Here is a 12,384-nt window from a genome sequence, read left to right on the forward strand (position 1 = left end):
CCCGAGCTGCCCTCGTCCTGCTCCAGCTCGAACACGGTCGCACCGCCTGAACGAAGATCACAAAACGTCACGAGACATTACCGAGAAGAGTTCAGTGCGGATCACGCGGCCGACCTCGCGGAACGCGGCGTAGGTCGCGTTCTTCTTGGAGCCCGAGCGCAGCCGCTTGAGCAGCGTGGACGAGGAGATCGCTCCCTCACGTACCGAGACGGCCACCTTCATCAGGTGCCGGAACTGAGACTCGATCAGGTCCCAGTCGATGACGTTCTTCCCGGCCTCGCCGAACAGCGCGTCGATGTGCACGTACTCGGTGGTCTTGCTGGGCCGGTAGAAGGTCAGGCCCTTCCAGTTCCTGATCCTGGGCATGAGATCGAAGCCCAGCAGGTGCGCGAGCGCGAACACTGGCTGGGACTGGCCCTGGGTGTCCGCGTGCACCGTGGTCGGCTTGACCTCGGAGGAGTTCTTCAGCAGGCCCTCGATGATGTAGACGGCCTCCCACACCCCGCACGGGATGAAGTGCGTGAACAGCGCGATGTAGGTGTCCGAAATGTGGTGGTAGGCGATCCCGCCCGGCTTGCCGTACCGCACGGACGTCTCGGCGAGCAGGTTGTCGAGGTAGGTGTCCATGTGGGTGCCGTCCGCGGCGACCGTGGTGCCGTCGCCCCACGCCTGGGAGATGTCCAGACGGGCGTGCGCGTTGACCAGGTCGGCGATCGCCTCGTTCAGCAGCACGATCGAGAAGTGCCGGTTCGCCGTGTACGCCAGCTCGTGCCCGCTCACGCCGGGGATGTGCCGGGCGGCCTCGTACGGGCCCATGTTGGTGCCCTTGACGAACGTCGTGATGACGTAGCGGCCGAAGGGATCGTCCAGCTTCGGCTCGTTGCCGGACGCCGGGCCGAAGCGCTGCCACCAGTCCACCCAATACGCGGTCCTCGCCACGATCCCCATGAGCGAGCGCTCAGGCATCCTGGCCTTAATCTCCTGCTCCAAGCGCCTCGCCGAGGGCCGCTGCCCCTCCGAGCGGTGCGGCTTCAGCGACGGGATACCGGTCTCGGGGTCGATGACCAGGCCCTCGTTGTCCGGGTACCCGGCATCCGCCGCGGCGGCGGCCGCAGTGAGCTTGTCCTGAAGCTGCCGGCGGAAGGAGACCGCGTCGAAGGCGGCGGTCTCGCCCTCCTTGCACAGGCCGACCTCGACCAGGTAGGAGCCCAGCTTCTCCTGCACGACCTCCCAGTCCAGCAGTTGCTTGGACCAGTCCGTGTACTCCTCCGAGCCGACCACAGCGACATCACCGGTGCGCAGTTCCTCGGCGAGCGCGGTGAAGATCATCGCCTCGAAGTGCTTGCGCACGAACTGCCCCGTACGGGTCTTGTCGAGCACGGCCTTGCGCCAGTTCTGCGTGGCGAAGGAGATGTCCACCTCCTTGCCCTCCTCGTCGAAGGCGGTGATGTACTCGCCGCGGGTGCTCTGGTGCCGCATCGCGTGCGCGAGCGCGTCCAGTACCCGTCGGTCTTCGGACGTCTCGGTGAACTCCAGCTTCTCGGCCAGGTCGAACATCACCGCGCGGTCCCGGCCGATCTGCCCGTACAGCAGCACCTCCCAGAAGTTGCCGTGGTGGGCGGAGACCTTCTCGATCTGCTCGTACTGCTGGTCGAACCCGCCGAGCTCCTCGACCGCCTTGGTGACGGCGCCGAGCCCGCCGGCCTGCACCAGCAGGGCCTTGGCCATCGCGAGGACCGCCGGGGAGACCTTGCCGCCCAGGCGCTGGGCGACCTCGTCCACCGGCGCCTCGTCGTCCAGGCCCTTCAGAGCCTCACGGACTTCGGCGGTCATGACCGCGGCCTTCTGAACGGCCTGGTGGGCGGGGCCACCGTCGTCGATGTTCTTGAGCACCGTGCGGTAGTTGCCGATCAGGGCCTCGACGATCTCCCGCTCGGTGAGCCGGATCGCCTCCAGCTCCTCCTTGGCCTTCTTGATCTTCGTCGCGACGCGCTTGCAGAACATCGTCGCCAGATCGTCGCGGACCCGCATCCTCGCCTTGTGCGTCAGGCACGCGATCAGCGCGATCTGCTTGATGGGGGCGTAGTCTCGCAGCTCCGAGGCGTCCGCCGCGTCCGCCTCCCCGGCGAAGTCGGTGATCTTCCCCGTGGCGACCGACTCCATCCACACTGACGTGTCGCCGAGCTCGTCCAGCCAGTCCAGGCGCTTGGCCAGGTTCTTGAAGTGCGACCAGGTCGGCCCCTTGGCGGGTTTCTTCAACCAGTTGAACAGCGTGGTGCCGTCGCTGTCGCGTTCCTCCAGCAGCCGCAGCAGCCCGGCCCGTTGGGCGGGGCTCATGCGGTCGTGGATGCCCTCACGGATCGAGGCGTTCACCTCGGTGCGGATCTTCGAGGCCATCTTGTCGAAGGTGGAGAACCCGGGCAGTTCCAGCCCAGCCTCCACGACCTTCTCCAGAGCGATGTTGATGAGGTCCGCCGGCCGGTTCTTCGCGGCGGCCTCCTTGCGGATCGACCGCTCGGCAATCCGCCGGGCCTCGCCCTGGTCGTACTTCACGCCGACCTTCTTGCGGACCAGGCCGCGGTGGTGCTTGGCTGTGCGCTCCGCCCGGTACTGCGGCAGCGTGCCCTCCGACAGCTCCACCTGCCGCCGTACGAACTCCACCACCTGCGCCGGCACGTCCTCCAGCGCGGGGAAGCAGCCCATGCGCTGGTACGACTTCAGCATCAGCAGCAGGGCCAGCAGATGCTCGTCACCATCTGTGGCATCGGCCGCCCACTGAAGCTCAGCGCGAGTCGGCGAGAAGAACAGATGCAGCTCATGAGCGGTGATCAGCCGCTTGAACCGCGGGTACGCGGTCCGCTCGATCGAGGTCACAATCCCGCCCCGGGGCCCTGACGACAACAACATCACGACCAACGACACTGAGCCGAACGGGTGACGGGCCGAGGTGCTCAGGACTTCAAGATCAACTCATTGCCCCTTTGACCCGTATCTCGGCGATACCCCCCCTTCGTGATTGGGGTGCCGGTAAGAACGCTGTCATCAGCCGCAAACGGTGGTGATTTTGCGAGGGTGTCACCCATGTGGGTGAGTCCGGGGCCGTACGGCTGCGATGGATGAAGCCTCGTGAGGACGATCGACGATCGTGGCCCGTACCCCGTTGGACCTGGACGAGCTTGTTGAGCACTGGACGCTGCTGAAGGACGAGCAGGGAGTCGTGTCCGGCACGCGCGTTGGGCAAGGGCGGGTTACCGCGTCCGGGGCGGGTCCGGGAGGGCTGCGGGGTGGGGGTGGCGGAGTGGGCCTTGCTGTCGGATGCTGTCGTACAGGGCTGCCCCGGTGGGCAGGAGGAGAAGCGCGAGGGCGGCGGTCCAGGCCGTGATTGTCGTCGAGATGAATCCCATCCCGGACAGCGGATTCTCCTGGCATGCCGGGTGGCTGGTGCCCCAGCGTACGCAGGCAAAGTGGTCGCGTGAGGTGAACGCGGCCAAGGGAAGCAGCAGCCCCGCTCCGAGGACGGCGAGCACTCCGTGGAGGGCGCGCAGGTCGTGGAGGGCGTTGCGCCGTGCCACGAAGAGTCCGGCGGCCAGTTGCAGCAGCATCGCGACGGGCACGAAGTAGAGGGTGAAGACCGAACCGAGCCACTGGATCGGCCACGGGAAGACCAGGGCACTGACGACGTGCACCACCCAGAGCCCGAACCCCGCAGCCGCGCCGAACATGACGCCGCCCACCAACGCCCGCACGGGACGCAGGTGCTGTGGGGCGAGGAGCGCCGCAGACGCCTCCGCGGACGAGGGCCACAGCAGGAACCGTCCGGGTCCCGCGGTGGGCGCATCGTTCCTGACACGGTGCAGGAGCCGTGCCCCGAACGGCGCGGCGAGCGGCATCGCGGCGGTTGCTGCGATCACGGCGATGACCACCGACGGGGGTGGGTGGACGACAGCCATGGAGAACATATAGCCGAGGTAGTCCAGCGGCGTCGGCAGCAAGTTCAGCGGACTCGGCAGGGTCAGCAGCCCGAAGCCTGGTCCTCCCGCGGGATAGACGCGTCCGAGCCAGATGCCCAGCAGCGCCACACCGGCCGCGCAGCAGCCGACGATCGGCGCGAACGGACGGCGGGCTGCCAGCACGACCGGTGCCCACGCGCGGGCGGTCACCGCGTTCCACCGTACGAATCCGTAACCGAAGGCTGCGAGGAGCAGCCACCACGACACCTGCACCACAAGGGAGTCGGCGACACCGAGGGCGAAGGCCGTGCGGTGCTGCTCGTCTCCGAACGTGCCCAAGGCGAGGCCGCAGCCCACGGCCAACCCTGTGCGGTGGGCTCCCGCCCACCTGGTGTGGTCCAGATGCGCGGCCAGCGTCGCGCGCCAGATGCCCGCGGCCACGCTGCCGCCCAGCAGCACGGCGGGGATGAGGGCGCTCAGCACGCTGTCGTGGTCGGTCAGGCCGACCGCGTCCCCGGTCCACTGCGCCACCTGCAGGTAGACGAGCGAGCAGGACAGTGCCAGCCCGAAGGCGTCCCAGGGGGAGAAGTGGAACAGCAGGCTGGTGTCGCTCAGCGCGGCCAGCCGCTTCGCAGCGGAGGGATGCGTGCGGCGCAGCAGCGGCCGGCGGGGCACGGTCCGCTCGATGCCGTGCTGCGCGGCGAGCAGGCGCCGCAGCGAGTGGGCGCCGCGCGTCCACATCGCGACCCGGGCGTCCGCGTACAGCTCGCGGCTGCGCAGTACCGCGCCGACGGCGTGGGCGACCGTGACCGCGAGAGCGCACTGGGCGGCGATGAGCAGCGTCTGGAAGATCACACCGCTCGGCAGCAGCACCCAGCCGACCAGCAGGGCGAAGGGCGCCGTGACAGCCATCGGGACCGCCACCGCGAAGACGAACAGCCGGTGGCAGATGAGGGTGAGGAAGGCGATGTCGACATCGCGGTTGCGCAGGTGTGCCAGTTCGTGCAGGACGATCGCGCGAAACGCCTCGGGATCGATGCCATGCAGACGCAGCAGGCCGCCGCCGAGCATCACATGGCGTCGACCGACCCTTCCGAAGGCGAGTCCGGTGGGGCGCTGGTCCCGCAGGTCGACGACGAAACGCACCGAGCACCGCAGTTCGGCGAGTGCTATCAGTTCGGTGAGCGTGTGCTGGATGTCCGGGTACAGGTCAGGCCGGAAGGGCCGCAGTCGGCGGCGGCGCAGCCGGTAGACCGGCAACAACCAGTAGGTGATGCCGACGGTCAGCCACAGCGCGGCGAAGGCCACCAGCTCCACGGTGTGCCCGCTGCCGCCGATGGCCGACAACTCGCAGCGGCGGGCGAACGCCGCGGGATCGGACGCGGCCTCGGTGAAGTTCTTTGACGCGCAGTCGAGAGCCTCGGTGAGGGAGCCCACGCTGCCGCCGCCGAGCGTGAAGTACGCCGCCGTGTCGGCCAGCGCGCCGAGTTCCGTCGCCATCGCCACCGACGTACTCAGAATCAGCAACGCGAACCGCAGGGATGTGCCGGACGGCAGGCGGAACGGATGCTGCACCCCCACCGGGCCGCCGGCCCCCACCCCGCTCCAAACCCCCGTCACGAGGGGCCGTCCTCCCCGCCGCCGCTGCTCCCTGACTGACCGCCGTCCCCCGGAGCACCTGCGTCCCAGCCGGCGACGACCCCGCCCAGGACAGCGTCGGCGAGGAGTCGTGCCTGGTCCGGCGGCAGGCCCAGCGCGACTGCGTGGTCGTAGGCGACGCGCCGCAGCAGTTCCAGGTCCGCGGGCTCTCGTCCCCCCGGCGCAGCAGACCGCGCGGTGCTCGGTACGGCGTACGGGTTGTCCGCGGCACCGGTCGGACCGCTGACCGCGTCATCGGCCGGGGCGCCGTCCGTACGGTCGTCCGCCCGCGCCCGGCGCCTTCGCCACCAGCCCCGTCTGTGCGCCTCGCGCACGCGGTCAGTGGCGATGTTCCCGACGACCGCCGACGCGACCGGCAACGCGAACAACGTCCACGAGCCGACGGCGAGAGCGTCGATACCGATGCCCAGCGGCTCGGCGCGTGCCTTCCAGGACGCTCGCACCGGATCCTCGAAGTAGGCGTCAGCCGTCTCCTCAAAGAACGCCATCTCCTGCGGAGCCAGCCGCCGCACGGCTTCACGGGCCAGCTCCCTCTCGCTGCCTTGCAACGCACTCATCAGCGGGCCCCGTCCCCTTCGCCGTCAGCCGCGTCAACGGGAGTATTCCCCCAACTCTCTTTGCTCTCAAGACTGTGTGGGCTGCGACGAGGTGCTTCGGCTGCTGCGCCCTGACCACTCGTTTGCGGCTGGTGACAGGATTCTTACCGGCACCCCGCCTTCCGCGACGCGATGCTGTTCAAGACCGCGTACGCCTTCGGCCTGCGCCGCAACGAGACGCGGATGCTGGACGCGGTCGACTTCGGACGCAACCCCGAAGGCCCCGAGTTCGGCGAGTACGGCGTCCTCTACGTCCGCCACGGCAAGGCGAAGAAGGGATCGCCACCCAAGCGCCGCAGCGTGCTGACGGTCTTCGACTGGTCGGCGGAGATCCTCCAGCAGTGGAATGAGGAGGTGCGTCCGTTGTTTCCCACTGCTGGCTCCGGGGCTCTGTGGCCCTCGGAGCGTTCGGCCCGGGTCGGCTTCTCCCAGATGAACACCCGCTTCACCACCTACCGGGATGCCCTCGGCCTGGACGACGGACTCGACTTCCACTCCTTCCGCAGGTCCTACGTCACCCACCTGATCGAGAAGGGCATGGACGCCCGGTTCGTCCAGGAACAGGTCGGACACGAACACGCATCCACGACCGCGATCTACACGTGTGTGTCCTCCGACTTCCGCACCCGCACCCTGCGCAGAGCGTTGGGCGCGACGATGCAGGCCGCTCTGCGGCCGGCGAGGAGGGCTTGATGAAACGCCAGGTCAGCTACCAGTGGCGACTGCGCGAGGTGATGGCCACCCGCGGCATCTTCGCCGCCTCCGACCTTTCCCCGCTACTCGCCGAACGCGGCATCGAGCTGCCCTCGGTCCAGGTCTGGCGCCTGGTCACCCAGACTCCCGAACGGCTCTCCCTGCCGGTCCTGGCCGCGCTCTGCGACATCCTCGACGTCACCCCCACCGACCTGATCGCCACCCGGGCGGAGAACGTCGCCCCGCGCCGCACCGCCGCCTCCGGCGGCGCCGACGTTGTGGACCTGGCCAACACCATCCGGCCCAAGCGCGCCCGGATCACCCCCGACTCGTGAGCCCGGCCTACGACAGCCGCGAGAAGTACGAGCGGTGGCACATACGCACCTGCGCACGCTGCGGCCGCCGCGCCGCCAAGTCTGCGAACTGGTCGGACGGTCCCATCTGCCGCACCTGCTACGAGCGGGCCATGCGGGACCGGGGCCGCTGCCCCGGCTGCGGAACCGAGCGGCTACTTCCCGGCCGGGACGCGGCGGGAACCGCGATCTGCCGAGACTGCGCAGGTATCAGCCGCGACTTCTTCTGCGACCGCTGCGGCTTCGAGGGCCTGCTTTTGGGCGGACGGCTCTGCGAACGCTGCACCCTCTCCGACCAGCTCACCACCCTCCTGGACGACGGCACCGGCCGCATCCACCCGCAGTTGATCCCGCTGCACCGGCTTCTGGTGAGCCTGGACCGTCCGAAGAGTCGGCTGATCTGGCTGCGCAACCCGCAAGTCCTGGCTCTGCTGCGAGACCTCGCCACCGGGACAGTGCCGCTCACACACGATGCCATCCAGGCCCTGCCGAACTGGCGGACCGCCGCCTATCTGCGCGACCTGCTCATGGACAGCGAAGTCCTGCCCCACCTCGACCGCCGACTCCTGCTGTTCGAGCGGTGGCTCGCCCAGCGGATCGCCACCACCGCCGACCCCGAACACGCCCGCCTGCTCCAACACTTCGCCACCTGGCACCAGCTCCGCAAGCACCGCGTCAAGGCGGCAAAGAGCCCGCTGGGCACCAGCACGACGCAGGAGTCCCGTCAGCAGATCACCCAGGCCGGCGCCTTCCTGGTCTGGCTCGCTGCCCGGCACGTCACGCTGGACGCCTGCACCCAGACCGATCTCGATGCCTGGCACGCGGAGAAGTACGCCACACGGCGTCCTGCACAGGCATTCCTACGCTGGTGCATGGAGACTCGCCGGTTGCCGCGGCTCACTATCCCGAACCGCCCGACCACCAACCCCCACCCGATGGACCAACACCAGCGCATCACCGCCCTGCAACGGGTTCTCGCCGACGACAGCACCTTGCCGAGGGTCCGACTCGCCGCGTGTCTGGTCCTGCTGTTCGCCCAGCCCGTCAGCCGGATCGTCCGCATGGTCACCGACGACGTTGTCCACGACGGCCAGCACGTCGCACTCCGGCTCGGCGACCCGCCCACCCCAGTTCCCGAGCCGGTGGCCGCCCTCCTGCTCGACTACCTCCAGGCCCTGCCCGCCAACACCCCTGCCATCAACCAGAACTCGCCCTGGCTCTTTCCCGGCCGCCGCCCGAGCCAGCCGATGAACCCCGGCACTTTGCGCGACGCCCTGCGGAAACTCGGCGTCCCGGTCGAAAAGGGCCGCACCTCGGCCATCCGCCAGCTCGTCCTCCAGGCCCCGGCGCCCGTCATCGCCCAGGCACTGGGCTACCACGACAAGAGCACGACCCGCATCGCGACCGAGGCCGGAGCCCCCTGGAAGAACTACGCACCCGGCGACCACACACGCTGAACTGCCCGCTTGAACTACGCGCCGGGCGAAAGATCACCCCGCTCGGCTGTCTTCGCCCCACAGTGGTGACCATGCTGAACCGAGTAGCCGTCCTGTCCGACATTCACGGAGTCCTGCCGGCCCTGGAGGCAGTGCTCGCCGAACCAGACGTCAGCACCGCCGACCACATCGTGCTCACCGGCGACATCACCGCCGGCCCGCAACCGACCCAAGTTCTCGACCTGCTGACCAGCCTCGGCGACCGCGTCATCTGGATCAGCGGAAACGCCGACCGCGAACTCCTTGAATACCGCCGGGGGCAACGCGACACGATCCCCGACCCGATCGCCCCCTGGGCCGCCGAACAGCTCCGCGAGGACCACCTGGATCTTCTCGGCTCGTTACCACGATCACTCTCCCTGTCCGTGAGCGGGCTGGGAAAGGTGCTGTTCTGCCATGCCACCCCCCGTGACGACGAGGAGGTCGTCCTGGTCGACTCCCGCCTCGACCGCTGGAAGGAAGTCTTCAGCGGACTCGATGCCGACGTTCGCACCGTGGTCTGCGGCCACACCCACATGCCGTTCGTCCGCCTGGCCCACGGCCGACTCGTGATCAACCCCGGCAGCATCGGCATGCCCTACGGACGAACCGGAGCACACTGGGCCCTCCTGGGCCCGGGGGTCGAGCTCCGCACCACGCACTTCGACGTCGAGGCCGCAGCCACCCAGGTCAGCCAGGACTCGTCCTATCCCGACATCACCGAGTGGGCGGACTACTTCCTGTACGCTCGCGCGACCGACGCCGACGCCCTCGCAGCCTTCGCCCCACGGGACGGACGCGACCACAGCTCGTGACACTCGCTCCCCCTCCGCAGCGGGGGGAAGCCGAACACCGACTACACGATCAACGACGCCTACCAATCCCGAGACCGGATTCCTGAGCTGCGATTCGCCGGTCATTCAACTTTGCTGCGCAATAAGCTTGTTGGGGCCATCGAGGAGTCTGAGGGGGACAGGTATGGCAGACGGGATGGACCTGGCGACCACTGCGGTGGAGGCAGTTGCGCAGGCGGCTGCCGCTGCGGCAACCGCGGGAGGCGGCACGGCAGGCAACATGGCCGTCGATCTGGTGCGCAGCCGATTGAGCAGCGTCGACCAGGGAGTAGAAGCCGTATCGGCGGTGGAACAGACACCGGACGATCCCGATGCCCGCTCGCGGTTGCACGAGAAGTTGTCGGAGGTGCTGTCTGAAGATCCGGCGTTCACCGCGTATCTGGCGAGTGTCCTGGCTCCCCCCAAGCCGACCGAGCCGCCCGCCGTGGGCAGCACCAATGCCGACCGCGGCGGCCGGGCGGGAGGGCAAGTGTCCGACGAAAGTGGCTCAGGGGGCGGCGGCGCGTCGAAGGTTTCGGCGTGGGCAGGAACCTGGCTTGGGATCACGGTTTCATTGTTGGCTGTGCTCGCGTTCCTTGGCATCACCAGCATCGGTGACTTCGTGACGACCGATAAGGAAGCGAACCGGGAAGCATGTCGGATCGCTGATGAGGCGGCCAAACGTGTGCTGTTAGTAAGGCTGGATCGGCAGAGCGCCTCTGACTACTCAGAGCAGATGAGTAAGGCAGCAGGAGAGGCTCGGAACGCAGAGCTGAAGGAGATCCTGGCCACTGAGGCTGAGGAGTTCGGCTCAAACGGAGGGTGGGCGGACCCGCGAAGCAACGTCGAGGACGACCCCTATGCAGAGATCCGCGACGAGTGGGGAGACTATTGCCGTCCCGGCTACTGGGGCGTTGAGACGCCTGGTGAAGAGCGCTTCTAGGTCCTCCACGGGCACCATTAACTTGAGTGCTTCGCCGCTCATCAGTCAGAAACTCCACCGGCACGAGGCAGACCGTAGCCAGCCCGGGAACTCTCCCGCCGATCTTTCCGCGAACCCCCGCGGAGCCTCCGAGCGGGGTACTAGCGGGCCATGATCGTTCTCAGCGCCAACCGCTGTACCGATGTTCCCCGAGGCCGTCGAGTCCCGTAAGTTCACGCAAACTGAAGGGTTCTCGGTGGGAACTCAAGGGTCCGTCGTCGTGCTCTGCGGAGTTGCTTCCGTGGGTTCGGGGCCAACTCGCGACCTTGCCGTTCCTGGTCCCCTGGACCGGCAAGACGCCGAGCGGCCCCCTGCTCGAACGCAGCGAAGCGGAGTTGAGAGCTTGGGGAAGGAGTTGAGAGCTTGGGGGCGGGGCAGCCTCGGGTCGCTGCTGTACCGGCGGGCGCTGGGCGAGGCTGTCGCCACGGCGCTGGCGGTACGCGACGGCGCGCCGTCGACCGGCTCCGCACCCACGTACGCGCAGGTGCAGGCCCTCGTCGACGGGCCCGGCGTCACGTGCCGGTGAGCTTGTCGAGGTCGGGGGCGTAGACGGTCATCCAGTGCGGGTTCAGCCGGTAGTAGACGACCTCGCGGTTCCAGTCGAAGGCGTCGTCGTCGCCGTAGAAGTCCTTCAAGTAGGCGAGGAGTTCCTGCCAGTCGGCCGTGGTCTCGGCGTCCTCGGGGTTCAGCTCCTCCACCGTGCCGTGGGTGAACACGCCGAGGTCCTCGCCGCGCATGTGCGCGACGCTGGCGGCCGGACGGGCCGCGAGATGACGGGCCTTGGCGGCGTTGCGCGCCGTGCCGAAGTGCCACCGGCCGTGCAGGAAGTGCCCGTCGGCGCCGCTGATCCGCGGTTCGCCCTTTGCGGTCACCGTGGAGAGGGCGAGCGTGCACATGCCGGTGAGGACCCCGGTGAGCTGCGCCGCCGTGATGGTGCGGCCCTCGACGATCGAGCGGAGGTGTGCGGTCGAGCCGGAGAGGGAGGAGTCGAGGAGGGACTGGAGCTTGTTGAGTTCTTCTGGGGTTTCGCGCATACGTCCATCGTCGGCCGTAAACCCGACACCCTCTGTCGTCATTGATGAAGCAGCGGTGAGGTTGCTCCGCGCGGGTTGGCCTTCGGGGAGTACCGGAACGGAAATTAGCGATAGCGGAGCGATCTTGATTCCGGTTCGGTGACGTGCCCGTTTTGCCTGGTCAGCGGCCTCTACGGTCCTCGGCATGCCTGTTGAGTACCTGTCTGCTGAGCAAGAGGCCCGCTACGGCCGGTTCGCTCCGGAACCGTCGCCCGGGGAGCTGGAACAGTTCTTCCGCCTGGACACCAAGGCCCTGGACCTGGCGCGGGCGAAGCGCCGTCCGGCGACGAGGTTGGGATGGGCGGTGCAGTGGGGCACGGTGCGGATGCTCGGCACCTTCCTGACCGAAGACCCCACGGCGGTCCCGGCCTCCGCGGTGCGGTTCGTCGCCGAGCAGCTCGGCATCGATGACGAGCACCTCGCCGAGTGCGGGGCGCGGGATGGCCCGTATCTCGGCGATACCCCTCCAGCAGACCCACGAGGGGCCGCTGGGTCCTTGGTCGGGGCTCGCGGTGACCGTGCTGTGGACCGCGGTCGCCCTGCTGGCGGGAGCGTGGAGCCTGCGGCGCCGGGACGCCTGACGGGCAGTGGCCTGACGGATCGTCAAGTGCCGGTGGTGACGGGTCCGCTGGATCCACGAGCATCGCACGGCACGGCGCCGTCATCGACGAGTTGTGCTCCGCCCCTTCCTTTACCCGGTGCCGATTCGGTAGCGCTGCTCCACCCTCCCGCTGATCAACGGGAACCACACGAGGAGGAGCAGCCCGGAG

The 12,384-nt window shown here is 68.4% G+C and carries 9 protein-coding genes and 3 pseudogenes; 8 read left to right on the forward strand and 4 right to left on the reverse strand.

What is annotated here, in order from left to right; genetic code table 11:
- Positions 1-57 precede the first annotated feature (57 nt).
- The 3 genes from AB0I73_RS38125 to AB0I73_RS38135 all read right to left on the reverse strand — a co-directional run bounded on the left by AB0I73_RS38125 (position 58) and on the right by AB0I73_RS38135 (position 6,166).
- Positions 58-2,874, reverse strand: coding sequence for a Tn3 family transposase (locus AB0I73_RS38125; RefSeq protein WP_363044997.1), 2,817 nt, complete (start codon positions 2,872-2,874; stop codon positions 58-60).
- 374 nt (positions 2,875-3,248) lie between these two features.
- A complete protein-coding gene (locus AB0I73_RS38130; RefSeq protein ID WP_363044998.1) occupies positions 3,249-5,570 on the reverse strand; it encodes a M48 family metalloprotease in 2,322 nt (773 codons plus the stop codon).
- On the reverse strand, positions 5,567-6,166 hold the full coding sequence (locus AB0I73_RS38135) for a hypothetical protein (protein ID WP_363044999.1): 600 nt from the start codon (positions 6,164-6,166) through the stop codon (positions 5,567-5,569). The genes AB0I73_RS38130 and AB0I73_RS38135 overlap by 4 nt, the downstream gene beginning before the upstream one ends.
- Before the next feature lie 168 nt (positions 6,167-6,334).
- Between AB0I73_RS38135 and AB0I73_RS38140 the strand changes: the two are divergent.
- The 6 genes and pseudogenes from AB0I73_RS38140 to AB0I73_RS38165 all read left to right on the forward strand — a co-directional run.
- Positions 6,335-6,898, forward strand: a pseudogene (locus AB0I73_RS38140) (tyrosine-type recombinase/integrase); the annotation flags it as partial.
- Positions 6,898-7,233, forward strand: coding sequence for a helix-turn-helix transcriptional regulator (locus AB0I73_RS38145; protein WP_363045000.1), 336 nt, complete (start codon positions 6,898-6,900; stop codon positions 7,231-7,233). The pseudogene AB0I73_RS38140 and the gene AB0I73_RS38145, both read left to right, overlap by 1 nt.
- Entirely contained in the window at positions 7,230-8,708 is a 1,479-nt protein-coding gene (locus tag AB0I73_RS38150; protein WP_363045001.1) for a hypothetical protein, read from the forward strand. Before AB0I73_RS38145 ends, AB0I73_RS38150 begins: the two co-directional genes overlap by 4 nt.
- Positions 8,709-8,779: 71 nt before the next feature.
- Complete coding sequence (locus tag AB0I73_RS38155; RefSeq protein WP_363045002.1) at positions 8,780-9,541, forward strand: metallophosphoesterase family protein; 762 nt, start codon at positions 8,780-8,782, stop codon at positions 9,539-9,541.
- A 175-nt stretch (positions 9,542-9,716) separates the two neighbouring features.
- Positions 9,717-10,502 carry a hypothetical protein gene (locus tag AB0I73_RS38160; protein WP_363045003.1) on the forward strand — a complete coding sequence of 262 codons (786 nt, stop codon included), beginning with the start codon at positions 9,717-9,719 and terminating at the stop codon, positions 10,500-10,502.
- Positions 10,503-10,896: 394 nt separating this feature from the next.
- Positions 10,897-11,067, forward strand: coding sequence for a hypothetical protein (locus AB0I73_RS38165; RefSeq protein ID WP_363045004.1), 171 nt, complete (start codon positions 10,897-10,899; stop codon positions 11,065-11,067).
- On the opposite strand, the gene AB0I73_RS38170 is transcribed toward AB0I73_RS38165, so the two are convergent.
- Complete coding sequence (locus AB0I73_RS38170; protein WP_081235495.1) at positions 11,054-11,575, reverse strand: pyridoxamine 5'-phosphate oxidase family protein; 522 nt, start codon at positions 11,573-11,575, stop codon at positions 11,054-11,056. The two genes, AB0I73_RS38165 and AB0I73_RS38170, sit on opposite strands and share 14 nt — an antisense overlap.
- Positions 11,576-11,759: 184 nt before the next feature.
- On the opposite strand from AB0I73_RS38170, the pseudogene AB0I73_RS38175 reads away from it, so the two are divergent.
- Together AB0I73_RS38175 and AB0I73_RS38180 are read left to right on the forward strand one after the other, a co-directional pair.
- Positions 11,760-11,996 (forward strand): annotated as a pseudogene (locus AB0I73_RS38175) (DUF4158 domain-containing protein); the annotation flags it as partial.
- Between the two features lie 76 nt (positions 11,997-12,072).
- Positions 12,073-12,195, forward strand: a pseudogene (locus AB0I73_RS38180) (ABC transporter permease); the annotation flags it as partial.
- Positions 12,196-12,384: the final 189 nt, after the last annotated feature.

The sequence above is a fragment of the Streptomyces sp. NPDC050388 genome (assembly GCF_040655635.1).
In the GTDB taxonomy this organism is placed as follows: Bacteria; Actinomycetota; Actinomycetes; order Streptomycetales; family Streptomycetaceae; genus Streptomyces.